This is a genomic window from bacterium (genome assembly GCA_035281585.1).
In the GTDB taxonomy this organism is placed as follows: domain Bacteria; phylum UBA10199; class UBA10199; order DSSB01; family DSSB01; genus DATEDP01.
This window is the reverse complement of record DATEDP010000059.1, coordinates 14,541-38,422: the sequence shown is the minus strand read 5'-3', so window position 1 is coordinate 38,422 and position 23,882 is coordinate 14,541. Positions and strand designations below refer to the sequence as shown.

The 23,882-nt window shown below is 60.7% G+C and carries 21 protein-coding genes; 17 read left to right on the top strand and 4 right to left on the bottom strand.

What is annotated here, in order from left to right:
- Nucleotides 1-61 precede the first annotated feature (61 nt).
- Nucleotides 62-913, top strand: coding sequence for a CDP-alcohol phosphatidyltransferase family protein (locus VJR29_04590; protein HKY62678.1), 852 nt, complete (start codon nucleotides 62-64; stop codon nucleotides 911-913).
- Here VJR29_04590 and VJR29_04585 read toward each other — a convergent pair whose 3' ends face one another.
- A complete protein-coding gene (locus VJR29_04585; protein HKY62677.1) occupies nucleotides 914-1,390 on the bottom strand; it encodes a restriction endonuclease in 477 nt (158 codons plus the stop codon).
- 138 nt (nucleotides 1,391-1,528) lie between these two features.
- Between VJR29_04585 and eno the strand changes: the two genes are divergently transcribed.
- The 10 genes from eno (at nucleotide 1,529) to pgeF (ending at nucleotide 11,721) form a co-directional block, all read left to right on the top strand.
- Nucleotides 1,529-2,833 carry a phosphopyruvate hydratase gene (gene eno, locus VJR29_04580; protein HKY62676.1) on the top strand — a complete coding sequence of 435 codons (1,305 nt, stop codon included), beginning with the start codon at nucleotides 1,529-1,531 and terminating at the stop codon, nucleotides 2,831-2,833.
- 117 nt (nucleotides 2,834-2,950) lie between these two features.
- Entirely contained in the window at nucleotides 2,951-4,747 is a 1,797-nt protein-coding gene (locus VJR29_04575) for a cytochrome c biogenesis protein ResB (GenBank protein HKY62675.1), read from the top strand.
- Nucleotides 4,747-6,453, top strand: a complete 1,707-nt coding sequence (gene ccsA / locus VJR29_04570) for a cytochrome c biogenesis protein CcsA (protein ID HKY62674.1) — start codon at nucleotides 4,747-4,749, stop codon at nucleotides 6,451-6,453. Before VJR29_04575 ends, ccsA begins: the two co-directional genes overlap by 1 nt.
- A gap of 12 nt (nucleotides 6,454-6,465) precedes the next feature.
- Nucleotides 6,466-7,050, top strand: a complete 585-nt coding sequence (gene yihA / locus VJR29_04565; GenBank protein ID HKY62673.1) for a ribosome biogenesis GTP-binding protein YihA/YsxC — start codon at nucleotides 6,466-6,468, stop codon at nucleotides 7,048-7,050.
- Nucleotides 7,031-7,492: a ribosomal protein S18-alanine N-acetyltransferase gene (gene rimI, locus VJR29_04560; protein HKY62672.1), complete on the top strand. Its 462-nt coding sequence runs from the start codon at nucleotides 7,031-7,033 to the stop codon at nucleotides 7,490-7,492. Before yihA ends, rimI begins: the two co-directional genes overlap by 20 nt.
- Complete coding sequence (locus VJR29_04555) at nucleotides 7,489-8,250, top strand: dihydroorotate dehydrogenase electron transfer subunit (protein ID HKY62671.1); 762 nt, start codon at nucleotides 7,489-7,491, stop codon at nucleotides 8,248-8,250. Before rimI ends, VJR29_04555 begins: the two co-directional genes overlap by 4 nt.
- 83 nt (nucleotides 8,251-8,333) lie before the next feature.
- Nucleotides 8,334-9,242 carry a dihydroorotate dehydrogenase gene (locus VJR29_04550; protein HKY62670.1) on the top strand — a complete coding sequence of 303 codons (909 nt, stop codon included), beginning with the start codon at nucleotides 8,334-8,336 and terminating at the stop codon, nucleotides 9,240-9,242.
- A gap of 74 nt (nucleotides 9,243-9,316) precedes the next feature.
- Entirely contained in the window at nucleotides 9,317-9,913 is a 597-nt protein-coding gene (locus tag VJR29_04545; protein HKY62669.1) for an HNH endonuclease, read from the top strand.
- Nucleotides 9,914-9,938: 25 nt separating this feature from the next.
- Complete coding sequence (locus VJR29_04540) at nucleotides 9,939-10,898, top strand: RluA family pseudouridine synthase (GenBank protein HKY62668.1); 960 nt, start codon at nucleotides 9,939-9,941, stop codon at nucleotides 10,896-10,898.
- Nucleotides 10,899-11,058: 160 nt separating this feature from the next.
- On the top strand, nucleotides 11,059-11,721 hold the full coding sequence (gene pgeF, locus VJR29_04535; protein HKY62667.1) for a peptidoglycan editing factor PgeF: 663 nt from the start codon (nucleotides 11,059-11,061) through the stop codon (nucleotides 11,719-11,721).
- On the opposite strand, the gene VJR29_04530 is transcribed toward pgeF, so the two are convergent.
- Nucleotides 11,694-13,094 carry a TldD/PmbA family protein gene (locus VJR29_04530; protein ID HKY62666.1) on the bottom strand — a complete coding sequence of 467 codons (1,401 nt, stop codon included), beginning with the start codon at nucleotides 13,092-13,094 and terminating at the stop codon, nucleotides 11,694-11,696. The two genes, pgeF and VJR29_04530, sit on opposite strands and share 28 nt — an antisense overlap.
- Nucleotides 13,095-13,257: 163 nt before the next feature.
- Between VJR29_04530 and mtnP the strand changes: the two genes are divergently transcribed.
- From mtnP to VJR29_04500, 6 genes are all read left to right on the top strand, one after another.
- Complete coding sequence (gene mtnP, locus VJR29_04525) at nucleotides 13,258-14,118, top strand: S-methyl-5'-thioadenosine phosphorylase (GenBank protein HKY62665.1); 861 nt, start codon at nucleotides 13,258-13,260, stop codon at nucleotides 14,116-14,118.
- Nucleotide 14,119: 1 nt separating this feature from the next.
- Nucleotides 14,120-14,473 (top strand): helix-turn-helix transcriptional regulator, encoded by a 354-nt coding sequence (locus tag VJR29_04520; protein HKY62664.1) that lies wholly within the window; start codon nucleotides 14,120-14,122, stop codon nucleotides 14,471-14,473.
- Nucleotides 14,458-15,189 carry a DNA repair protein RecO gene (recO, locus tag VJR29_04515; protein ID HKY62663.1) on the top strand — a complete coding sequence of 244 codons (732 nt, stop codon included), beginning with the start codon at nucleotides 14,458-14,460 and terminating at the stop codon, nucleotides 15,187-15,189. The genes VJR29_04520 and recO overlap by 16 nt, the downstream gene beginning before the upstream one ends.
- Nucleotides 15,190-15,254: 65 nt before the next feature.
- Complete coding sequence (locus tag VJR29_04510; GenBank protein HKY62662.1) at nucleotides 15,255-15,914, top strand: hypothetical protein; 660 nt, start codon at nucleotides 15,255-15,257, stop codon at nucleotides 15,912-15,914.
- A gap of 47 nt (nucleotides 15,915-15,961) precedes the next feature.
- Nucleotides 15,962-16,570: a hypothetical protein gene (locus tag VJR29_04505; protein HKY62661.1), complete on the top strand. Its 609-nt coding sequence runs from the start codon at nucleotides 15,962-15,964 to the stop codon at nucleotides 16,568-16,570.
- Nucleotides 16,567-17,598: a hypothetical protein gene (locus VJR29_04500; protein HKY62660.1), complete on the top strand. Its 1,032-nt coding sequence runs from the start codon at nucleotides 16,567-16,569 to the stop codon at nucleotides 17,596-17,598. The genes VJR29_04505 and VJR29_04500 overlap by 4 nt, the downstream gene beginning before the upstream one ends.
- Nucleotide 17,599: 1 nt before the next feature.
- Here the strand turns inward: VJR29_04500 and VJR29_04495 are convergent, their stop codons facing one another.
- Together VJR29_04495 and VJR29_04490 are read right to left on the bottom strand one after the other, a co-directional pair.
- Entirely contained in the window at nucleotides 17,600-20,581 is a 2,982-nt protein-coding gene (locus tag VJR29_04495; protein ID HKY62659.1) for a hypothetical protein, read from the bottom strand.
- On the bottom strand, nucleotides 20,578-23,460 hold the full coding sequence (locus VJR29_04490) for a hypothetical protein (protein HKY62658.1): 2,883 nt from the start codon (nucleotides 23,458-23,460) through the stop codon (nucleotides 20,578-20,580). The genes VJR29_04495 and VJR29_04490 overlap by 4 nt, the downstream gene beginning before the upstream one ends.
- Nucleotides 23,461-23,882: the final 422 nt, after the last annotated feature.

The following is a 23,882-nucleotide window of genomic DNA, read 5'->3' as shown; positions in this document are numbered from 1 at the left end:
TAAGCCATGGGGGCCGGGCCGCATTGACGCACCTGATGGAATTTGTTACCCCGGTTTTCTTATGAACCCGACGTTTTTCGGCATCGATCCTAAATGGAATTCGCTGATCCCCCTGGTGGCGATCAACGTCCTGATGCTGTTGACGGTGGTCATCTTCGCGCTCTTCTTTTACAAGAAGAAGCCGGGCGATCCCGATCTAGTCGGTCGCCACACTTCCAAGATGGTGGGGCCTTTTCTTCGCGAATATTGGGCCTGGTTCATTTCGCCCTTCGAGAAGCTCTTCGTCGCCCTAGGTATCAGCCCCAACACGCTCACCACTTTCGGATTTTTGCTGAGCTTGGTTTCGGCCTGGGCCTTTGCCACCGGCCACATGGGCATCGCCGGTTGGTTTATGATCATCGGCGGCACTTTCGACATGTTCGACGGCCGGATCGCCCGCCGCACCGGCAAGACCAGCACCGCCGGCGCTTTCTACGACGCGGTGATGGACCGCTTTGGCGAGGCGGTGGTTTTCCTCGGCTTGGCTTATTATTACCGCGATTCCTGGGTTCTCTTCCTGGTGCTGGCGGCTTTGGTCGGCTCGCTCATGGTCAGCTACACCAAAGCCCGCGGGGACAGCGAGGGCGTGGATTGCAAGGGCGGCATCATGCAGCGGCCGGAACGGATCGTCTATCTGGGCGTCGGCTCCATCTTCAGCCCGCCGTTTCGCCAGATCGTGAATCCCCAGGCCGCCGAGCCGGTCGAATATCTCACCATCGCGGCCTTGGCCGTGATCGGCTCCATGACTTTGCTCACCGCGGTTTATCGGATGTACTACATCTTTCGGAAGCTGAAGATCCGCGACGGCCACAAGCCCAAAGAGCCCAGCATGCCGCTCTTCCGCAAATTCACCCACCGTTATTTGGATTCTTAATTACGCCGCCGGCATCTGGATGCCGTAATGCTTCATCAGCTCCGCGAGGCGCTTGCCGTCGATCATTTCCATCGGCGGAAGCTCGGGGAGGAAAGCGACGTCTTGGGCGAAGAAGCCGGTGGTGATCAGGATGCCTTTGCCGAGGCGCTCGCCGACCAGGTTGGAGGCGAAGTTTTGGACGTCGGCGCTCGTGACCTGGGCACCCTCGGGATAGAGGATGAGGTGGGCGGCGAAAGGACCGCCCACGATGGGCTCCGGATTTTCCGCGTAAATGTCGATCTGATTGTCCTCGGTCCTAAAGCTGTCCTTGATCCTTAGGCCCATTTTCTCCAAGAGCTCGCAGGAAATTTCGAAGAATTGGTCGATGTTCAGGTGCCGCAGGCCAGGGTCGATGGGGATCTTCTCTTCGGCCGTTTCCGGCCGCTTGGAAGTCTTCTGGATGAGATAGATCAGGAAAAAGCTAAAGATAATCGTCATGAAGATGACAAAAAGCAGGTTTCCCATGAAGGGAGAGTGAGCGGGGGTTTGGGGAAAGTCAAGCGGGCTTTTACTAAGGATCTTGCGGGCTTATTCGGAATCGTGCTACCTGCGAACCGTCTTTACCAAGGAGCTTCCATGGCCGCGTCTTGCATCCAAGAAATCCTCGCCCGCGAGATCCTCGATTCGCGGGGAAACCCCACGGTTGAGTGTGAGGTGACCCTGGCCGGAGGGGCCTGGGGAAGAGCCGCGGTGCCCTCAGGGGCCTCGACCGGCGAATATGAGGCCTTGGAGCTGCGGGACGGCGACTCCAAGCGCTATCTCAGCAAGGGGGTCCAAAAGGCCGTGGCCCATCTCAAAGGGCCCATCGCCGAGGCCCTGCGGGGGCGGGATGCCACCGACCAAAGCGGCGTCGACCGGGCGATGATCGAGCTCGATGGGACCGAGAACAAAGGCCGCCTCGGCGCCAACGCGATTTTGGCGGCCTCCATGGCCATTTGCCGGGCCGCGGCCGCCGCCAAGGGCCTTTGGCTCTACGAGCATATCGGCGAGCTTTTCGGGGTCCAGCCCAAGCTGCTGCCGACTCCGATGATGAACATCGTCAACGGCGGCCAGCATGCCGACAACAACGTCGACTTCCAAGAATTCATGATCCTGCCGGTCTCGGCGCCGAGCTTCGCCGAGGCGCTCCGGGTCGGCACCGAGGTTTTCCACAAGCTGAAAAAGGTCCTCCACGACAAGGGCTATGCCACCTCGGTCGGCGACGAGGGCGGTTTTGCCCCCAACCTTTCCAGCAATCAAGAGGCGGTCGACCTGATCGCCAGCGCGATCGAGCAGGCCGGCTATCAAGCCGGCAAGGATGTCCTGCTGGGCCTGGACGTCGCCAGCTCCGAATTTTATTCCGGCGGGAATTACCGACTGGAAGGCGAGGGCGGCCAAACCTTCGATTCCAACGGCTTGATCCAGCTCTATCAGCGCTGGCTCGAGCGCTATCCGATCGCGACGATCGAGGACGGCCTCGACCAAAACGATTGGACCGGCTGGAAGGAGCTGACTCGGCGGCTCGGCGGAAAGGTTCAGCTGGTCGGAGACGACCTCTTCGTCACCAATCCCAAACGCCTGGCCAGGGGTATCGAGGAAGGGGTCGGCAATGCGATACTGGTCAAAGTTAACCAGATCGGCAGCCTGACCGAGACCCTGGAAGCCATTCGCATGGCCAAAAAGGCCGGTTATGCCGCGGTCATCTCCCACCGATCCGGCGAAACCGAGGACACGACGATCGCCGATTTGGCGGTCGGCACCAACGCCGGACAAATCAAGACCGGATCCCTTTCCCGGACCGACCGGGTTGCGAAATACAACCAGCTCCTCCGCATCGAGGAGCGATTGGGCAAGGCGGCCGAGTATGCCGGCGCCGGCAGCTTGGCTGGAGGGCGGGGTTAATGTCATTCCGAGGAGCAAAGCGACGAGGAATCCTTGCGGAGTCTGTAGCGGGAAGAGAATTGGGCAAGGGTCCCTCGCTTCGCTCGGGATGACAGCCGTGGGAAAACGATTATTACTATGAGCTCCACAATCGGCAAAATCGGGCGATGGCTCTTCGATCTACTTTCTTCGCTCAAGCTCGCCGTCCTCATTCTCTCCAGTCTCGCGGTCATTCTCGCCGTTGGGACCTTCTACGAATCCATCTACGACACCGCCACTGCCAAGCACTACGTCTACGGCACTCCTTGGTTCGCCGCCGTCTTGGCCCTGCTTGGCCTGAACGTCTTCTTCGCGGCGCTTTCGCGTTGGCCTTGGAAGCGGCATCACATCGGCTTCCTCGTCACCCACCTCGGCATCATTCTCCTTTTGATCGGCTCGCTGATCACCTTGATTCAGGGCTATGAGGGCCAGATGATCCTGGCCGAGGGCGAAACCGGCCGGCGCATGACCCTGCAGGAGCCCCAGCTCTATTTATACGACCTCAAGAACGAAAAATTGGAGCAGGTGAAGGCCGATTTTCGCTTCGATCCGCCCTCCAAGTCGAAGCCTTGGCAGACCCAGGCGCTTTCGGGCTTGAGGGTGACGGTGGATGATTTCATCCCCAACGCCGCCGAAGACCTGCGGGTCGAGGCCGATGGGGAGGCGGTGAATCCGGCTCTGGCGATCCGCCTGAAAGGCTCGCGGGCCGAGATGGAAGAGTGGGTCCTGGCCCGGGAGTTCGACCGCCAGAGCCTCAACCTGGGTCCGGCGCGCCTCGTCTACGTTGAGTTGCCCGACGCCGAGTCCTTCCGTAAGATCCTGGCCAAGCCCGAGAATTATGCCGGGCCCTTGCTGCGAGTGGACGGTGAGATCGTGCCGGTTCCGGCGGAGCTGCCGGCCGAGCTTCGCGCCGGTCCCTATGCGGTGCAAATCTTGGAATACCTGCCCCATGCCGCGGTCGAAGCCGGCCGCCTCAAGAATCTAAGCCCGGAGCGGGAAAACCCGGCCTTGAGCGTCCTGCTGCAAGGGCCCCGGGGCGAGGAGCGCCACAGCGTTTTCGCCAAGTTTCCGGAGCTGCCCACCGCTCACGGCCGCTTGGAAAAGTCGGCGAGCTTGCGGCTCTACGAGCTGCCGGCCGATTGGAACTCGGCCAATAACGAATTGCTTTTGGCTCGCCTCGATGACGGTTCCTTGCTCTACGCGCTCAAAGCCGGCGGACTATGGGATCCGCCCAGGAAGGTCGAAGAGGGGGGCGCGGTCGCCACCGGTTGGATGGATTTCCAATTCAGCGTCGCCCGACAGATCGAAAAGGCCCGGCTCGAGAAAGTCTACCGCAAGGTCGCGGTGCCCAAGGGCAAGGAAGGACCGCCCTCGGCCATTCACCTCACGGTGGCCGACGGCTTCGAAAACCGCGACTTCTGGCTGGGCCGCGGCAGTTCCCGCGACCTGCTCCTCGGCGACCGCCGGCTCAAGATCGCCTATGGCTTGAAGAGCAAGCCCCTGGGCTTTGAGATCAAGCTCGATAAATTCAACCTGGGAACCTACGAGGGCACCAAAGATCCCTCGACCTACGAGAGCCAAGTCACCCTGATCTCCGACGGCGAGCCGCCCCAAGGGATATTGATCGCCATGAACGAGCCCTTGGAGCATAAAAAATACAAGTTTTTCCAGGCCAGCTATCAGCTCAATCCCGACGGTCCCGATTTCTCGGTGCTGGCGGTGGCTTACGATCCCGGCATCTTTCTGAAATATCTGGGATCGTTGGTGATGATCGGCGGAATCGCCTTGATGTTTTACTTCAAACCGCTCTTTGTCCAGAAGCGCATGGCGGCGCGAAAGGCCAAAGCGGAGGTCGCTCGCTTGTCCAAGGGCTTGAACATAGAAAGGGCACCCTGATGCGTCGTTGGATCGTCATATTTTGCCTGCTCTTGAGCTCCGCCCCGATCTTGCTTCGGGCGGAAAACTCCAACCCCGCGCCCAAGCCCGGAATGGACGTGGAAGTCCTGCGCGAGGTCGTGATCCAGGAAGGCGGCCGGAAGAAACCCTTCGACACCTTCGCCCGGGAAACGGTGCGGACCGTCACCGGCCGCGAGAAGTTCCAGGGTTTCGATCCGACCGAATTGATCCTCTCCTGGCTCACCCAAACCAAGGATTGGGAAAAGGCTCCGATCCTCGATGCCGGCTACAAGCCGCTCCAGCAGCAGGTCGGCCTCAAGCCGGTGAACAACCGGGTCGCGCCGGCCGACTTGGCGGCCAACAAGGAATTCGCCCTTTTCATGCAAACGGTCACGGCCAAGCAGCAGGAAGGCGCCGGCTTGAGCGAGCTCGAGCGCCACGCCGCCCAGCTTTTGACCCGCTTGAACCTCTTTTATTCGGTCACCAGCGGCGCCGCTCTCCATCTGCTTCCCCAAAGCAGCGGTGATTGGGAGAGTTTGGAGACCTTGGCCCGGCGCTATCCGAACCTTTCGGCGATGCAAGCGGCGCCCAGCACCGAGGCCAAGGTGGCCGGCGCGGTCCAAGGCGTCCTGTCTTCCTATTACGGCAACGACCCGGCTCTCTTCGGTCAAATGTCGATCATGCTCCGTGACCTGCTGAAACAGCAGGGACAAGTCATTGGCGATTACCCTTCGGCAGCGGACATGCAAAGGGAGCTTCGCCTCAATACCCTCAAGCCCTTCCGCATCGCTTGGCTGGTTTACGCCCTGGCTTTCTTCCTGCTGGTCTGCGGCCTTTGGACTAAGGGCCGCGGCCTCTACTGGACCGGGATGGCGGTTTTGATCGCCGCCTTCGGCATTCATGTTTACGGGTTTACTCTCCGCTGCCTGATCGCCGGCCGGCCGCCGGTCACCAACATGTATGAGTCGGTGATCTGGGTTTCCTTCGGCGTCGCACTCTTCGCCATCATCTTCGAGCTGATTTACAAGGCCCGCTACTACGCGGTGGCGGCGGCGGCCTTGGCCACCTTGCTCCTGGTGGTCGCCGATTCGGTGCCCTCGATCCTCGATCCGGCCATCGATCCGCTGGTGCCGGTGCTGCGGAGCAACTACTGGCTGACGATCCACGTTCTCACCATCACCTTGAGCTATGCCGCCTTCGCCCTGGCCTTGGGCGTCGGCAACTTCAGCCTCGGCTATTACATCTTCAAGCCCGGGGCGATGGAGAAGGCCTCCCAGCTGAATTACTTCATCTATCGCTCGATCCAAGTCGGAGTGGTGCTCCTGGCCGCCGGCACGATCCTCGGCGGCGTTTGGGCCAACGCCTCTTGGGGCCGATTCTGGGGCTGGGATCCCAAGGAAGTCTGGGCGCTCATCGCCTTGCTCGGCTACCTGGTCATCCTCCATGGCCGCTACGCCGGCTGGCTTCGCGGTTTCGGCTTGGCGGTGGGGTCGATCCTGGCCTTTCTGCTGGTGCTGATGGCCTGGTACGGGGTGAACTTCATCCTCGGCGTCGGGCTGCACAGCTACGGTTTCAGCTCCGGCGGGGCCAAAGGCATGGCGCTCTTCGTCGGAATCGAGCTGCTCTGGGTGGCCTTCGCCGCCTTCCGCTACAAGATGCTGTTCAAATCGCCGGCCGCTGCCGCCAAGCCGGCCGAGACGTTCTAAAGGAGGGGAGCTTTGCGAAAAGTCAAAGCCCTTCCCAGCGAGCTCAAGGCGACCTCGTACCTGCCGGAGCAGGTGCCGAACCTGCGCGGGCCCGTTGCCTTCTTTCTCGGCCGCTCCAACGTCGGTAAATCCTCGCTGCTCAACGCCTTGCTCAAGCGGAGCCTGGCCCGGGTCAGCAAGTCGCCGGGCAAGACCCGCTCGGTGAACCTTTACCGATGGGGGCCCAAGCTAACCCTGGTCGACGTTCCGGGCTACGGCTTCGCGATCCGCAGCCGCGAGGAGCGCGACTCCTGGCGGGCCTTGATGGCCGCCTTCTTCGAGCGGATCCCGCCCGACTCGCTGGGCCTTTTATTGATGGATTCGAAGCGCGATTTGGAGGAGGAGGAGCTGGGGCTATTGGACTCCCTGTCCGAGCGCGGCATCCCGGTCGAGATTTTGCTGACCAAGGTCGATCGGCTGGGACAGGCCGAACGGGAGGGCCGCCGCCGGGCCTTCGCCGAAATTCCTTTGACCTGGAGTTTCGTCTCGGCCAAAACGGGAGAGGGCCTCGAGGCGCTGCGGCGCCGACTGCTCAACTATGCCAAAGCGACGACTTAGCAGATTCAACGTCCGGCCCATGACCCGGGGCGATTTGGGCAGCGTCCTGGAAATCGAGCGCCGAAGCTTCGAGCAGCCTTACAGCCGCGAAATTCTGGCGCAAGAGCTGAGGATCAAGGCGGCCTATCTCCGGGTGGCGACCCATCGGAAGAAGATCATCGGTTACATCGACTTCTGGCTGGTCCACGACGAGATGGAGCTGATCAGCATCGCGGTCGATCCGGATTTCAAGCGCCGCGGCGTCGGCGACGCGCTCATGCAGGAGATGTTTCGCTTCGCCCACGTCAACGGCGCCCTATCGATTTACTTGGATGTGCGCCGCTCCAATGAAGCGGCCCAGGCGCTCTATGAAAAATTCGGTTTCGTCAAAGTCGGCGTCCGGCGCCGCTATTACAGCGACAACCAGGAGGACGCCATCATCATGAAGAAGAGCTTCGAGTGAAAGACACGCTTTGCCAAGTCGCCTACCAAGTCCCGCTCCAGGAGGGCTATTTCCGGATCGGCCTGGTGACCCGTTGGCCGGGCTTCGTCCCCGGTCAGTTCGGCATGCTCGAGGTTCCGCGGGAAGACGGCGTCCTGCTGCGCCGGCCCTTCAGCTTCGCCCGTCAGATCGGCGAGGTCACCGAGATCCTCTACAAGAAGGTGGGGAAGGGCACCGCCGCCTTGGCCAAGGTGGCGCCGGGTCAGGAGCTGCGCTTGCTGGGTCCCCTCGGCCACGGCTTCAGCGAGGCCGGTGTTGCCGGCGATTACGTCGGAGTGGCCGGTGGCTACGGCATCGCTCCCTTCCTCGAGCTGGCCGATCGCCTGAACCGAAGCGGTCGAAATCTCACGCTTTTTTATGGGGCTCGTTCGGAGAAGGATTTGCTTTATCTTCAAGAGCTTGCAGCGCTAAAGGTCAAGTTACACTTGACTACGGTCGACGGCTCGGCCGGCGATAAGGGTTTGGTCACCGAAGCGCTGGGCCGGGTCTACGCCGAGCGGAAGCCGGGCTTAGTCGCCTGCTGCGGGCCGACCGGATTGCTGGCGGCGGTGCAGAAGTGGGCTCGGCCTCGCGGGATCGCCTGCGAGCTGTCGGTCGAGGAGACGATGGGCTGCGGCACCGGTGTCTGCCTCGGCTGCGTCGTCCAAGATCATGAGGGCCACTATCGCCGGGCCTGCATCGAAGGGCCGGTGTTTGAAGGGACGAGCATTGTTTTGTAGGGGCACCCCTTGCGGGTGCCCCGTCTACGGACCGCCACTGCGCACGCGGGCGGGGGCAAGCCCCGCCCCTACAGGATTCTGATATGCCAGATCTCTCCGTCCAACTAGGCAGCCTCAAGCTGAAGAATCCGATCATCGCCGCCTCGGGCACGGCCGGCTACGGCGAGGAGCTTCAGCCTTATTTCCCGATCGAGAGGCTGGGCGCGCTTTCCACCAAGGGCCTGAGCCTCAAGCCCCGCGAGGGCAATCCCATGCCTCGGATCGTCGAGACGCCCTCGGGGATGATCAACGCGATCGGGCTCAACAATGTCGGCATCGAGGCCTTCATCCGCGACAAGCTGCCTTTTCTGGAAAAGCACGGGACCGTGGTGATCGCCAATATCTTCGGCAACACTCTCGATGAGTACGTCGAGATCGCGCGGATGCTGAACGCCACCTCGGTCCAGGCGGTTGAGCTCAACATCTCCTGTCCCAATGTCAAGGCCGGCGGGATGGAGTTCGGCAACGATCCGGTCATGGCCGCCAAGGTCACGGCGGCGACGCGGGCGGTTTTCGATCGCCACCTGATGGTCAAGCTCTCGCCCAACGTGACCTCGATCGTCGACGTGGCCCGGCAGGTCGAAGGCGCCGGCGCCGATTCGCTCTCGATGATCAACACCATCACCGCGATGGCCATCGACATCAAGACCCGGCGGCCGCGGATCGCCAATGGCGTGGGCGGGCTCTCCGGCCCGGCCATCCGGCCGATCGCGGTCCGGATGGTGGCCCAGACTTTCCCCCAAGTGAAGATCCCGATCGTCGGCATCGGCGGCATCGTCTCGGCCGGCGACGCTTTGGAGTTCTTCATCGCCGGCGCCGCGGCGGTCCAGATCGGCACCGCCAGCTTCATGGCGCCCGACGCCTGCAGCCGAATCCTCGACGATCTCGAGGCTTATCTCGGCGAAAACCGGCTCCAGGGCTTCGCGGAGTTGGTCGGCAGCCTCCAGCGTTAGGCTCAGCGCGTCACAAAGCTGTCGGTTGACAAATCTTCCAATCTCCGGAATGGATGGTATCATTGGAGAGGCCGATGCTTTCGAGTAACGTCTTGGTACTCAATCATTCCTACTTTCCGATCCACATCACCTCGGTGAAGCGGGCCTTGGTCATGCTTTACCAGGGCATCGCCAAGGTCGTCGACGACCAATACCAAATTTTCGATTTCGACAGCTGGGCCGACTTGAGCGTCGAGCTCCACCACGACGGCATCGGCTTGGTCGATCGAATGATCCGGGTGCCGCGGGTTCTCTTGCTCAGCGCTTACGACCGGCTGCCTCGGAAGAGCGTCCGCTTCTCGCGTTACAATATTTATCTGCGCGACCGGAACACTTGCCAGTATTGCGGTGAGCCCTTTCCCAAGAACGAGCTCAACCTCGATCACGTGATTCCCCGTTCCCGCGGCGGCAACACCACTTGGGAGAACGTCGTCTGCAGCTGCATCGACTGCAACCGCCGCAAGGGCGGCCACTTGGCCGAGGAGGTCGGCATGCACCTGCTCAAACGGCCGGTGAAGCCGACTTGGGGACCCTGGGCCGATTTCGTGGCCAAGGGCATCCAATACCGGGAATGGCGGCCCTTCCTCGACGTCGTCGATTTCAGCTACTGGAATTTGGAATTGCGCGACTGAGCCGGGCGGCTTATCCCATTGAACCATGGCCGCCGAAACCCTCCATCGCTTCATCGTCGATCCCAGCGCCGCCGGCGAGCGCCTCGACCGCTATTTGGCCAAGCGTTGCCCGGAGCTGAGCCGTTCCCAAGTCAAGCTGCTGATTGAAAACGGCGAAGCTTGGGTCGGCCGACGCTCGGCCAAGGCCGCCCATCTTTTGAAAGCCGGCGAGGAAATCGGTTTGCGCATTCCGCCGCCCCAAGCCTTGGAAGCCGTCGCGGAAGATCTGCCCCTGCAAATCGTCTATCAGGATCAAGATCTGCTGGTCCTCGACAAAAGCGCCGAAATGGTGGTTCACCTCGGCGCCGGCGCCCGACAGGGGACCTTGGTGAACGCCTTGCTCCATCATTGCTCCGATCTCTCGGGCATCGGCGGCAAGGAACGGCCCGGCATCGTCCATCGCCTCGACAAGGGCACCTCGGGTTTGCTGGTCGTGGCCAAGAACGACGCGGCCCACCGCCATCTCTCGGCCCAATTCAAGGAGCGCCAAGTCGAGAAAGTTTATTACGCCTTCGTTTGGGGCCGGCCCAAGAAAGCGGCGGGGAAGATCGACCTGGCCTTGGGCCGCAGCCAGCGCAACCGCAAGAAGATCGCGACCCGCGGACCGAAGCTGCGGCCGGCGGTGACGAACTACCGGCTGATGGAAAGTTGGGGCCCGGTGTCGCTGCTCGAGCTGAAGCCCGAGACCGGCCGCACCCACCAGCTCCGGGTGCACTTGTCCGAGCTCGGCCATCCGATCGTGGGCGATCCGCTTTATGGAAGCGCCCGGGCCAAGGCGGCCCCGGCCGAGTGGCGTCAGGCTTTGGCGGCGATGAAGTTTCAGCTGTTGCATGCCGGCAAGCTGAGCTTCCGTCACCCGCGCAGCGGCAAGGCCTTGAGCTTCGAGGCGCCGCTGCGCGAGGAGATGCGGGAGTTTAGAGATCTGCTAGAAAGGAAGTCATCCTGAGCGAAGCGAAGGATCTGCGACTTGCCAATGGGTCAATGAACGTCAGAGATTCTTCGTCTCCTCGGAATTCCCTTAAGATGACACGAAGAGAACGGATCTTTCAAAGAGCCTTCGTAGGTCGCAGATCCTTCGCTTCGCTCAGGATGGCAGTGGCGATACTATGATCTTCTTCACACCCTACGACAAAATTGCCGGCGCCTTCCTCGGTCGCTTGCCCGAGGATCTTGGCGAGGAGTTCTTCCAGGTCGACCAGGTCCATGGCGACGCCATCGCCACGATCCGGGACTTTGGCGAAGCCAAGGCCCTCAAGGGGCGAAAGGCCGACGCCATCATCACCACGGCCTGGGCGGTGCCGATCGCGATTCGCACCGCCGATTGCGTGCCGATCCTCCTGGCCCATCCCGATCGGGTGGTGGCTGCGGTCCATGCCGGTTGGCGCGGCACCCAGGCCGGAATCTTGGCCAAGACGATCCAAACGATGGAACGGGAATTCAAGGCCGATCCGGCCGAGATTTTCGCCGCCATCGGCCCCTCGATTTGCGGGCCTTGCTACGAAGTGGGGAAGGAGGTGGCCGAGCATTTCATTCCGGCCCCGGATTCGAAGATTTGCCGGCCCCGGCCCGGCGGCGAGAGGTTCGAGCTCGACTTGAAGGCGGCCAATGCCGCCCAAGCCTTGGCGGCGGGCTTAAGGCCGGAAAACCTCGAGATCCATCCCGAGTGCACCCGCTGCCGCGAGGACCTGCTCCACTCCCATCGCGGGGCCTTGGCCCGCGGCGAGGCGCAGGCCGGCCGGAACTATTCCTGGGTCATGATTGCGCCCTGACCGCCGACCGTGATCTCGGGAATGCGCAGGGTCGGCTGGGCGTCGGCCACCGGAACGCCTTGGCCGTCTTTGCCGCAAGTGCCGATGCCATAGCCCATATCGTTGCCGATCCGGTCGATGGTCTTTAGGACGGTCGGACCGTTGCCGGTCAGGGTGGCGCCGCGGACCGCCTCGCCGAGCCGGCCGTGCCGGATCAAGAAGCCCTCGCTCACCTCGAAGACGAAATCGCCGTTGACGGTGTTGACTTGGCCCGAGCCCATCCGGGTGACGTAGAGGCCGCGGTCGACGCTTTTCAAGATCGCCGCCGGATCGTCCTGGCCCGGCGCGATCATGGTGTTGGTCATCCGGACGATCGGCCGGTGGCGGTAGGACTCGCGGCGGCCGTTGCCGGTGGGGGCGACGCCGTCGCGGGCGGCATAGATCCGGTTGTTCATGTAGCTCTTGAGGACGCCGCGGTCGATCAGGACGTTGCGTTGGGAGGGAGTTCCCTCGTCGTCGAAGAGGAAGGAGCCGCGCTTTCCCGGTAGGGTGGGGTCGTCGAGCACCGTGATCGCCGGGCCGGCCACCGTTTGGCCGATTTTGTCTTGATAGACCGAGAGGCCTTCACGGGCGAGGTCGGCTTCCAGCCCATGGCCGACGGCCTCGTGGACCAAGGTGCCGCCGGCTTCGGCGGCGACGACCACCGTCATCGGGCCGGAGGGCGCCAGCGGGGCCTCGAGCATTCGGATCGCCCGCCGGGCCGCGGTTTCGGCGGTGCGAAGCGCCGCGTCTCCGCCCAAGATCTCGAATCCTTGGGTGCCGCCGAGCGGCTCATAGCCGGTCTGGAGATTTTCGCCGTCGGAAGCCACCGCCTGGACGACGAAGACGACGTAGATTTGCCGATCCTCGCAAAGCTCGCCGTAGGAGTTGGCGATGCGGATATGGCGGAGCTGGTCGCGGTAGCTGGTGGTGACCTGGGCCAGCCGCGAGTCGATGCTCCAGGCCAGATCGTCGGCTTCCTGGAGAACCTTGATCTTGTCGGGCAGGCCGACGGTGGTCGGGTCGATCTTGACGACCTGCCGCCAGTCGGCTTCCTTCCTCTGCAGGCCGAGGTCGCGGTCGAAATTCCCGGCCCGCAGCGCGTCGGCCAGATCGGAAGCCAGGCCGAGCAGACTCGCCTCGCTGATCTCATTGGTATAGGCGTAGGCGGTTTTGCCGTCGTGGACCACCCGGAGGCCGACCCCGGCGTCGGCGCCGCTGAAAATTTTCTCGAAGCGCCGGCCTTCGCGCTGCAGGTGAGTGCTATGGCTCAACTCTTCGAAAATTTCGGCGAAATCGCCGCCGTTCTTGAGGGCCCGCTTTAATATTTTGCCCAGATCCATGTTTTCGATCATGTCTCTTCAGTAGCAAGGGGCTTTAGCCCCGTCAACGGTGCGTCATTGGCGCCTTCGGCGAAGATGGGGCTAAAGCCCCTGGCGACGGCCATTTTATAGGCAGGGAATTCAGTTGAGCTTCGCCGCCGTCCTAAGTAAAAGCTTGGGCCAGCAAGGAGCACCCATGAAGGACCCAAAAATCGCGATCATCGGCGGCAGCGGGCTGTACGAAATGGAAGGCCTCAAGGTGTTGGAGGAGCGCTCGGTCGAGACGCCCTTTGGCGAGCCCTCCGACGATTTCGTGATCGGGGAGCTCGAAGGCCTGCCGGTGGCTTTTTTGGCCCGCCATTCCAAAGGCCATCGGCTCTTGCCCAGCGAGCTGAATTTTCGCGCCAACATTTACGCGATCAAGAAGCTGGGCTGTGAATTCGTTCTTTCGGTTTCGGCGGTCGGCTCGCTCAAGGAAGAGATCGAGCCCGGACATCTCGTCATGGTCGATCAGTTCATCGACCGCACCTTCCAACGGCCGGCCACTTTCTTCGGCGAAGGCATCGTCGCCCACGTCTCCTTCGCCGATCCGGTCTGCCCGGTCTTGCGGGCCAAGCTGCACCAGGCGGCCCAGGCCGAAGGCGCGGTTTCCCATCCGGCCGGAACTTACGTCTGTATCGAGGGGCCGATGTTCTCGACCAAGGCCGAATCCAAGCTCTACCGGAGCTGGGGCGCCGATGTCATCGGGATGACCAATCTTCAAGAAGCCAAGCTGGCTCGCGAAGCCGAGCTTTGCTACGCGACGATGGCGCTTTCAACCGATTACGACTGTTGGCATGAAGAGCACGACAGCGTCACGGCCGAGATGGTCATCGCGACCTTGCTCAAGAACGTCAAAACCGCTCAACAGGTGATCCGCCGGGTGATCCCGCAAGTGGTTCAGGAGCGGGAATGCGTCTGTTCCCGCGCTTTGCGCCACGCCTTCGTCACCAACAAGCTCTTGGTTCCCGAGGGCACCAAGAAGAAGCTCAAGCTGATCTACGGCAAGAATTTATAGTATGACCGAATCCCTAGGCTCCTATCTGCGCCGCGAGCGCGAGCTCCGCAAGATCCCCCTCGCCGAGGTGGCCGATCAGACGCGGGTCAAAATCGAGTATCTCCAGGCCATCGAGTCGGAGCATTTCGAAAAGCTGCCCGGCATGACCTTCGCCCGAGGTTATCTCAAGGCTTACGCCTCCTACGTCGGGTTGAACCCCGAAGACGTCTTGCTTCGCTTCGAGGACCTGCTCAAGGGAATGACCGCCTGGGACAAGCCCGACACCCGGCCGCGGGCGGCCAAGCTCGGCTGGCTCCTCCTCTTGCTGCTGCTCTTCGGGGCAGGTACCATCCTGGTGCTATGGCTGCAAAAATAGCCGAACCGGTCCGGGACTCGGCGTTCCTCCTGCGCTCGGTGGCCTATGGCGACGACCACCGCATCTTGAGCTTCCTCACCGCCGCTCATGGCCGGGTCGACATGATCGCCCTCGGCGCCCGCAAGAGCCTCAAGCGCTTTTCCGGCGTCCTCGACTTCGTTCATTGCCTCGACATCGAGTTCAAGCCGAGCGAGCGCGGCTTGGCGACCCTGCTGCAATGCCGTTTGGAGGAAAGTTTCGCTCCGATCGGCGAGAGCTACGAAGCCACGGTTCTGGCCCTGCAATGGCTCGGTTTGCTGGCCAAGGCCCTGCCCGAGGCTCAGCAAGTGGCCGGAGTTTTCCAGCTTCTTCAGGGGGCTTTTCGCCGCCTTGGCTGCGAAAACTTCGCCTGGCTCGACGTCGCTTTCCGGCGTCAGCTCCTTTCCAGGCTCGGCTTTCACCTCGATCTGTCGCGCTGCTCCCGCTGTCAGAATCACGGCAGCGGTCGCTATTATTTCTCGGCCGGCGAGGGCGGCCTGGTCTGCGCCGCCTGTCATCGGGGGCCGGAGCGCCAAGGGATCTCCGAAGTCATTCCCGAGAGCTTTTGGGAGGAGGGCTCGGGCTCTTCGGCTCATCTCGCCAATTCCCGCCGCATCCTGGAGGAAAGTTTTCGCAGTTTCCTGGGGGTGGATATTCCGCGGATCGAATACGACTTGGTTAGGCCAGCCACTTCTTAAAAATAATGTGACATCATAACGGATCTCGCGTCATAGATCTCGCACTTCAATATAAGGAAGGGTGTATGAAAAATATTTTGTACAGCTTCTTGTTGCTCTTGGCATTGGGATTCCGGCCTGCTCACGCCGATACGAACCTGGTCAATGTGAATTTGGGTTCGCCCGAGGCCCGTCAATTGAGCGGCGTCTACGGCAAGGCTTATGGCTTTACGCCGGAGCTGGTCGCCCCGGTAATGATGGCGCCGGCCGAGGAAGTGCCCTCGATCCTACGAATCGCCCAGGCTACGAGCACCCTTCCTCTCCAAGTGTGGATGATGCGTAAGATGGGCATGGACTACGGCCAGATTGTCTCGAATTTCGCCTTGGGACCGACAATCCCAGCGGCTCCCGATCCGGTCTTTATTCAGAGCAACCAGACTTATTTTTTGAGGGAAATTTTGCAAGTTACTCCTCAAGCCCTGCCGATAATCCCTATGTCGGGAGTGAATTTTTCTCGGGCCGTCCTTCACCCCTATGACCCGGCGTACGGCTTTTGGCTGCCGCCGGGAATCGCCCAAAAGTACGGTTATCGCGTTCCGCCCGGAAAGATCAACCGAGCCGGATGGGTCCTGGTGCCGGGCGAGGGTCGGGACCACCACCACTATCATCACGGCAAGCATAAGAAGTGGAAGCATAAGAAGCACAAGGGTTGGAAGCACAAGGGAAAGCATAAAGGTTGGCATTGAGAGGCTCGGCCCCGAAATCGGTTACCCTTTTTACCATCGTTGGACTTTTGGTTTTTCTGGGCCTGCTCGCGGAGCTCTGGCGGCACTTTCTTCCTTCCCCCTTAGCCGAGGCTTGGGCGCCGCTTTTTTCCCTCAGTTTCGAAGGCAATGTCCCGACCTGGTACTCCTCCTGCTTGCTCTTTTGGTGCGGCCTGATCTTGATCGAGATTGCCGGCGGAATCCGGAAGAGGCGGGCAGCCTACGGCCGGCACTGGACCTTCCTGGGGATCGGCTTCTTTTATATGTCCTTGGACGAAGCGATTGGGATCCACGAGAGCTTGGGTGGTATCACCGGCTCCGGCGGCATTCTATATTATGACTGGATCGTCCCGGCCGCTGTCCTCCTCCTAATCTTGGCTTTGTTTTACTGGCCGTTTCTCGGGAGCCTCCGGCCGGATCTCCGCCGACGCTTCCTATTGGCGGCGACGCTCTATGTCGGTGGCGCGGTTGGGATGGAGTTGCCTTTAGGTTATTGGGTCACTCGTTTCGGCGATGACGGCTTCGGCTACGCCGGCCTCGACCTGGTCGAAGAAGCTCTCGAGCTGGTGGGCGCGACCCTGTTCCTGACGACTTTGATCGGCGAGCTAAGGTCAGGGAGGGAAGGGGGGCTCGCATGATTCCCCAGGAAAAGCTCCACTCGCCTTACATCGTTGGTCCAGCCTACGACTGGGGCTTTTTCCTCCTGCCGCCCTTGCTCTGCCTGATCCTGGGAATGCTGATTTCGCGTAGCGACCTCAGCGAGACGCCGATCTTGGTGGCCGGCGTTTCCACCACCGTGGTCGGACTCGCCCTTGGAATCATCGTGCATGCTCATTTGGCGGCGGTTCTTTTTCGCAGCCATGGCAATCCCGAGATTTTCCGGCTTCACCCTTATCGCTTTCTCCTCGTTCCGCTGCTGATCGGGATCGCCATCCTTTCCTCGGCTTGGATCGCGGTGGCTGCGACGGTGGTCGCGACCTTTTGGGACGTCTGGCATTCCGGCGCTCAAACCTTCGGCTTCGGTCGAATTTATGAGCGGAACGCCGGCTTGACCGGTGAGAAGACCCGCCGTTTGGATTTCTGGCTGAACCAGCTTCTCTACGCCGGGCCCATCCTGGCCGGAGTCACCTTAAAAGATCACTTGGAAGATTTCGAAGGTTTTGGCGAGTTGGGCTCGACCTTCTTTGCGACCGTTCCGGCCTACGTCGAAAGCCGGCAGCGTTACCTGACCTGGGCCGTGCTCGCCATTGGAACCCTGTTCCTGCTTTATTACGCCTACGCCCATTGGCGCCTTCACCGTCAGGGCCAGCGCTTCTCTTTCCACAAAACCTATTTGCTCGCCTCGACCGGGCTTTGCTCCATTTATACCTGGGCCTTCAACAGCTGGGGCGAGGCTTTTTTCATCATGAACTTATTCCACGCCGTTCAGTATCTGGCCTTGATGTGGGTCACCGAAGGCCGCCGGATACCGAAGCGACTGCGCCTTCCCGAGGGTCCCAAGACCACCTATCTCGCCTTGGCCGGCTTCTTGGCCTTGACCCTTTCCTATGGATTTTTTGCGGAAGTGGTGAGCGAGAAAATGGACCTGTTCTGGGCGATCACCATCGTCGTTTCCTTGATGCACTTTTGGTACGACGGCTTTATCTGGTCGGTGCGGAGGGCTTGAGCTACTTCTTGGGCTTCTTCCAAGTGTCGCGCTTGCTCAAATCCTCCGGAACCAGCTTAAATTCGAAGTCGCCGCCGCGGTCCTTGTCCTGGAAGTACAGCTGAAGCTCGATCGGGTCGGTGCCGGTGGTGATGGAATCGGGCGAGAGCTTGAGCGAGGGCAGCTTGAACTTGGCCATCTGCTTGCGGCCGTCGACTTCGAAGAGCTGGATGAGGAGGTTGACGATTTCGGTGACCCGGCCCTTGCCGTTATTGTCGGTGTCGAAGCTCTCGAGCTTGAGCTCGCTTTCGACCACTTCGCCGGGCAGCTTGCCGGCGACCTTGCCGATCAGGGGGAACTTGCCGAGCAGCCAGCCGAAGATCGGGAATTTGGCCCAAATTTTGGCGCTGGCTTCGATCTCGGTGATCGAGAAATCCTTGATCTTCAGCTTCTTCAAGTCGGCTTTGCGGCCGGAGTCGGCGTCGGGCCGGGTGAATTCGAAGGCCTCGAGGTCCTTGACCTCGATCTTGGCGGTGGCGATATCCATCTTGGTCTTGATCACCGAGCCATTGCTCAGCGCCTTGAGCTCTTTGCGGCGGGCCGAGGGGTCGTCGCGGAAAATAAGATCCTCGACCGAGCCGCTGATCTTCATGGCTCCGGGATTCCCGTCCTTCATGGCTTTGGTCAGCAGGATTTTTTCGGGCGTGATCTCGAGGCTGCCCGAACCCTCGATGACGATGTCCTTGAGGTGCCCCTCAATCGAAAAGCCCTTGGTGGCGACCTCGATCAGCGGAATGTTGATCTGGGGGATTTGGAGCTTGAGCTCGCCCGAAATCTTGCCGCTCAGCCCGCTCGCGTCCTTGAGGAGGTGAATCTTGCCCTCCTTGAGGGAGGAGGCCCCGACTTCGCCGATGGGCAGGTGGCCCGATTTCAGATTCGCCTTTTCGACGTCGATGTCGACTCCGAAGCTGAAGTTCGGGACGGCGCCGTCAAAGGGCAAATCGACGCTGATCTTGATTTCGCTGGGCCGAATCACCGTATCGCTCATCGTCAGGTCGCCGGTCGCCGGGTTGGAGATGAAGAAGTCCTTCACCTTGCCGGAGAACTTGAGCTCGGTCTTGACGTGGGTGGCGACGGCGTCCTTGCTGGTCTCGAAGACGGCCGATTGGATCGAGCTTTCACCGGCGCTGCGGAATTCGTAGTTCTCCTGGGTGTTTTTGTAGCGGACCTCGCCCGAGCTATCGGCCTTGTTGATCTCGAGCTTGACCGCTCCCGGCTTGCTCAAGTCCAGGCCGATCTTTTCGATGTCACCCTTGTCGATGGTCATTCCACCTTGGTTTTGCTGGAGCGAGATCGCCTTGCCTTCGAGGCCCTTGACCGTGACCTTGGGTCCGCCCCGGGTGCCTTCCAGGAAGATCGAGGAAATCTTGCTTTCGCCGAGGTTGACCTTGGTTCCGCTGGGGCTGTCCTCGAAGGAAAGGGATTTGGCGCCCAAGCCCTTGAACAAAATCGAGTCGAGGCCCTTCACCCGGGCCGACTTGATCTCGGCCCCTTGGATGCTGGCCTTGAGCCCGCGGTTTTTGTCCTCGAAGCTCAGCTCCTCGGCCTTGATCCCGATGATTTCGACGTCGGCGAGAAGCTTGTCGATCACCGGCTGCCAGTCCCGCTTGGGCTTGGGATGGGAGCTGGGATCGATGCACCGGTCCTTCACGACTTGAGGGTCCTCGGGCGGCGTGATCGGGAAGACCAGCTTCATCAGCTCGGAGTAGGGCGGGAGGTTGAAGCGGATTTTCCCGGCTTTCAGGCCCTTGGCGGCAAACGCGAAATTGGGCGTGCCCAGCCGGAGGTTGGGGATGTCGCCGAGCTCGACCTCGAGCGTCGTCTTTTTGGCATCGCCTTGGAGCTTGATCCGGTTGACGCCGCCGGCCCCGAGATCGATGTGGCCCCGCCCGCCGAGCGGGATCGAGGTTTTCCGAAAGAGAATGTCGATGACCGCGGCCTCGGGATGAAGGGCGTCGAAAAGCGAGGGCTTTTTCTCCAAGAAATTGGGGCGGACGACCAAGGCTCCCGGCTTCTTGTCGTAACAGCCGTCGGCGATCACGTAGTCCGGATCGTGGGCCTCGGCCATGGGAAGGAAGCGCAGCAGTTGATCCATCCGTCGAGGCATCTGAAAGGGAGTGATGCCGAGGTCGGTGTAAGTCTTCTTGTCGACGATACCCCAGCCCTTCAGCATGTTCTCGCTGATGTCGAAGGAAACCCCGGGCGCCTCGTCGAAGAGAAATCCGATGGGCCGCATGATGATCCGGCTCGATTTATCGGAGTGGGGCACGGCGGTTCCCATCGGCACCTTGTAGGAGGGGTTCAGGGCCGCGCGAAAATCCTTGCCGCTCTCGAAGGGATCCTCTTGTTCCACTTTCAAGGGCCCTTGATCGTTTTTGTTGAGCGGGTGGGTCATGTAGAAGCCGTTGATCCGGTTGCCGGTTCGGCCGGGAAACTTGTCGTAAAGGACCCAGAAATCGTAGAGCTCGGAGAAGCCCTTCCCCTCCAGCGGTCGGACGCTCAGGTGGAGGTCGCCTTTGGTGTCCTTCTCGAAGAAGTTCTTGCAGGTTTCTTTGTTCGGATAGTCCTTGGCTCTGACGATTTCCGAAAAGCGGCAGCCGGCCTCGCCGCCGTTGACGACCATCTTTTTCAGGTCGAGGTCCAGCGAATCGACGGCCATGAAGAGGTCGATCATGAGCTGGCCGGTGTCGTCGGCATTCCACTTCGGCGGTTCGACTGGCGCCGCCGCCTGCATCGGGATCGAGGGGGTGAAAATTCCGGGGATGCGAAAGCCGCCGGGCGAGGATTGAAGCAAATCGAAGTGAAAGCCTGACTCGAAGCGGTCGAGTTTAATTCGGTCCAGCGAGAATCCGCCGGTTCCGAAGCTCAGCGGTTGGGGCTCGACCGGATAGGGATCGGCGAAGGGGGAGTTGAAGCTGATTTTCGGGAGCTTCGGAGGAGTCACGGCTTGGGCGCCTCCTTGGGCTTGCTTTCGCTCTTTTCATCCCAGTTCTTCTTGGCCAAATACTGATCCACCTTCTTGGCGAAGCCGGCCGCGGTATAGGGAAGGTGGTCGTGATTGAACTGCCAGGAGAGCACCAGGTTGTTGTCGAAGTTGATGCCGAAGACCCGGGCCACCGCCGGATCGATCAAGGTGCCCAGGTGAAATTGTCCCTTGATCCACTGGTTGTCGAAGTCGATGCCGTCGGTCCGCCGCACCTCCCATTTGGTGTTGGAGAGGACCGGGGTTCCGACCAGCAATTCGGGATCGTCGGGATGAGGCTTGGAGAGCGGCATTCCGTCGGCGCCGCGCAAGTGGATGTCGCCTTGGCCGTCGCCGCTTAGGGCGATATAGCCTTTGCCCTTGAAGGTCTCGTAATTCATGTTCCAACGGCCGTTCAACCGGCCGTCGAGGTCGAGGCCGAGAATGCGTCCGCCGGTGCTGCGGGCGAGCTTGGGATCGGTGAAGCCGGTGACGCCGAAGCTCAAGTTGAGGTTTTTCAGGTCCAGCGTCTTGGTGTTCTTGTTGATCTCGATCGCCAGCGGCGTTTTGGCGGGCGCCTTGGAAGTCAACCAGATCGGTCCCCGGATCCAGCCTTTCTTGGACCAGCCCGAGCCGTTGGCGCTGAGGTCGAGCTCCGGAACCGTCCAGCGGACGACGCCGGCCATGGGCTCTTCCTTGACCAAGCCGAAACCGACCTTCAGCTTGCTCAAATCCAGCCGGTCGAAATCGAGCCGGTCGGCGCCGAGATGGAAGCCGTAATGGGTGGTTCCTTCCCAGGTCTCGCGATTGAACTTAGCGAACAAGTTTTCGACCGGGCTGCGCCGGACCTTGCCGGCGGCGTCGGTCTGGACGCTTTTCAAGGTGGCGGCGAACACGCTGCTCTCGGGGAAATGGCTGCCGTCGAGGTCCAGCACCCAATTTTCTTTAAGACCATCGTGCTTCAAAGCATTGAGGGTGAATTGGGTGTCGACGTTCCGCAGGGTGGCGGCCATGTCGTAGAGGCCGTCCAGTCCCTTGACCAGAGTCAGGCCGCCCTCGATCGTGAAGGAGCGGAAATGGCCGCCTTCGATCTTGGGGAAGCGGAAGTTCAGCGACAGGTAACCGGGGTCGGAAGACGGTATCGGACCATGGAGATTATAGTCGGTGATCTCCAGCTCGGCATCTTGCCAGTGAATGCCACCTTCGGTTTTCAGGTCGAGGCCGCTCAGCTTCAGGTTGAGCGAGTGGGGCTCGATGACCCAGCGCTTGACCTCGCGGCTTTCGCCGTTGGCCAGGGTTTCAACCTCGACCTTGGGGACCAAGCGGACCTGGCCGTGCAGGTCGCCGGAGATCGTCACCTTGCCGAGCTGGGGGAGGCGCAAGGAGACGGCATCGAGCGAGAGGTTGAGCTCGACGTCGGCGCCATTGGCGTCGCCCCGCACCAAGATCGCCGGCCGGTGCAGCAGGTAGTTGGCGGCGAGGTCGTCGACCGAGCGGATCCTTCCATCCAGGATGGCGAAAAGTCCGGGCTTGTCGGCATCGGTCCGCAGGTATTCGAGGTGACCCAATTGGACGTCGAGATTGTCCAAGCCCAGGGTCGAGGTTTTCTCGCGGTGGACATAAACGCCAAGGTCGGCTTTCAAGCTCGTCAAGTCGATCAAGCCGGGGCTGAAGAGGCGGTTGATTCGGACCGGCGCAAGGGCTTCCACTTCCCAATCCTTGAGCTGGCTCAAGGTGAATTGGGTGCGGAAGAGATTGCTCTCGCCCTTGGGGTCCTCGCTGAACTCGACGTAAAGGTTCTTGGACAGCAAGCGCCGGGGATGAAGCTGGGCGCTGACCGAAAGTTTGTCGAGCAACTGCTCCAGGATGGCGCGCTGTTCCGGATTCTCCTCTTTCTTCACGGGATCGGTATTGGCCCTGAGCTCGCTGACCGCGGCGTAAACTTCGTTCATCGCCAGCTTGTCGGGCAAGCGCCCGCTCCGGGCGATGTTGAGAAAGTAGGGGAGAACCTTCAATTGGCCTTTCGCCGGATTGGCTTGATAGGCCTCGAAGGAGACGGCTTCCCGCTTTTCCGGGTGGTAAGCCACCGGCAGATACTTCAGCAGCATCGGCGTGAGATCGGCCTCGTAGAGAGCGGGATCGGTCGGGCTGGGCGAAATGCTCACTCCCTTGAGGGGGAGACCGAGCGGAAGGGCCGCGTTCCAGAAACGATTGGTCACCTTGGCGCTGAGCAGAAGCTTGCCCTGGCGAATCTTCACGCCCTGGGCTTGGACGCCGGGAAGCTGACCGAGAATGCCTTTGGCGGAGATTTCCAGATCCTTGGCCGAGAACAGCTCCATTCCCTCGAGCGGCAGGAGGGCATCGCCGTTTTGCCACTCGATCTCCAAGGCCTGGCAAGCTTCAAGACCGCTGGCGCTGGGGTTCAAGGAACCGGTGCAGACCATGGAATCGAGGCCAAGCTTTAGGTCGGGCCCCTTGGGGAGCTTTGGCAGGGAGCTCCCGCCCTTCATGCCGAGATAGACACCCAGGGAGGTGTCGGTGACTTCCAGCGGAAAATTGCCTTGGCGCGAGGCCAGCAAGGTCTCGATGTAGTTTTGGGAGCGAAGGAAAGTGTTTTGCTGGATGAAGGTGCGAGAAGTCTTGAGGGATTCCGGCCAGTAGATTTCGGCGCTACAGTCGCTCGGCGAAGGCAAGTAGGCAAGATTGTCGGGATTGTGCGCGAAGAAGTCGAGGTCGGAGCTCGGCGTCGCGTCGGGCGCGCCGCCGTGGCAATTCGCGCAAGACTTCGGAGAATAGTGGTCTGCAGGAAGGGGCGTGTGCCGCCCAAGTCCCTTAACCGATGTGCCCGTCGGTGGACTCATGACGCCTTCGACAAACTGCGTTAAAATTCCAACAAATCCCTAGACTTATCTTCGGTGAGCCCCTGCGGAAGTTGCTAGCGCGTTCATGGATGTCTGCAAAGGATATTTTTAATTAACTTATCGGTTACTTTGGGAAGGAGAGAGGAGGTTTAACTACCGGCAATCACTACTTTATGATTGCCGGTAGTTGGTAGGATAGTGGGTGGGGTTAGAAAGATTAGAAAGAAGTAGTTTTTAAAAAGGTGTGAAGAAAACTTTTCAAATTCCTATTCGATAAATTTCAAAGACATGAATAGGTTTTGCAAAGCGATTGCCAATTGACCAAAAGGCAAAACTTTTTTCTAAGTACTTGTATTTGTGTGATTTTATATTTAGAAGAGGCTGCAAAAGAAAGCAGACCTCAGCCAAGGTTGAGGGGGGAA

Coding starts and splice junctions, on each gene's coding strand:
- VJR29_04590 (HKY62678.1), top strand. CDS start 62: ATGAACCCGACGTTTTTCGGCATCGATCCTAAATGGAATTCGCTGATC.
- VJR29_04585 (HKY62677.1), bottom strand. CDS start 1,390: ATGACGATTATCTTTAGCTTTTTCCTGATCTATCTCATCCAGAAGACT.
- eno (HKY62676.1), top strand. CDS start 1,529: ATGGCCGCGTCTTGCATCCAAGAAATCCTCGCCCGCGAGATCCTCGAT.
- VJR29_04575 (HKY62675.1), top strand. CDS start 2,951: ATGAGCTCCACAATCGGCAAAATCGGGCGATGGCTCTTCGATCTACTT.
- ccsA (HKY62674.1), top strand. CDS start 4,747: ATGCGTCGTTGGATCGTCATATTTTGCCTGCTCTTGAGCTCCGCCCCG.
- rimI (HKY62672.1), top strand. CDS start 7,031: ATGCCAAAGCGACGACTTAGCAGATTCAACGTCCGGCCCATGACCCGG.
- VJR29_04550 (HKY62670.1), top strand. CDS start 8,334: ATGCCAGATCTCTCCGTCCAACTAGGCAGCCTCAAGCTGAAGAATCCG.
- VJR29_04545 (HKY62669.1), top strand. CDS start 9,317: ATGCTTTCGAGTAACGTCTTGGTACTCAATCATTCCTACTTTCCGATC.
- VJR29_04540 (HKY62668.1), top strand. CDS start 9,939: ATGGCCGCCGAAACCCTCCATCGCTTCATCGTCGATCCCAGCGCCGCC.
- pgeF (HKY62667.1), top strand. CDS start 11,059: ATGATCTTCTTCACACCCTACGACAAAATTGCCGGCGCCTTCCTCGGT.
- VJR29_04530 (HKY62666.1), bottom strand. CDS start 13,094: ATGATCGAAAACATGGATCTGGGCAAAATATTAAAGCGGGCCCTCAAG.
- mtnP (HKY62665.1), top strand. CDS start 13,258: ATGAAGGACCCAAAAATCGCGATCATCGGCGGCAGCGGGCTGTACGAA.
- VJR29_04520 (HKY62664.1), top strand. CDS start 14,120: ATGACCGAATCCCTAGGCTCCTATCTGCGCCGCGAGCGCGAGCTCCGC.
- recO (HKY62663.1), top strand. CDS start 14,458: ATGGCTGCAAAAATAGCCGAACCGGTCCGGGACTCGGCGTTCCTCCTG.
- VJR29_04510 (HKY62662.1), top strand. CDS start 15,255: ATGAAAAATATTTTGTACAGCTTCTTGTTGCTCTTGGCATTGGGATTC.
- VJR29_04500 (HKY62660.1), top strand. CDS start 16,567: ATGATTCCCCAGGAAAAGCTCCACTCGCCTTACATCGTTGGTCCAGCC.
- VJR29_04490 (HKY62658.1), bottom strand. CDS start 23,460: ATGAGTCCACCGACGGGCACATCGGTTAAGGGACTTGGGCGGCACACG.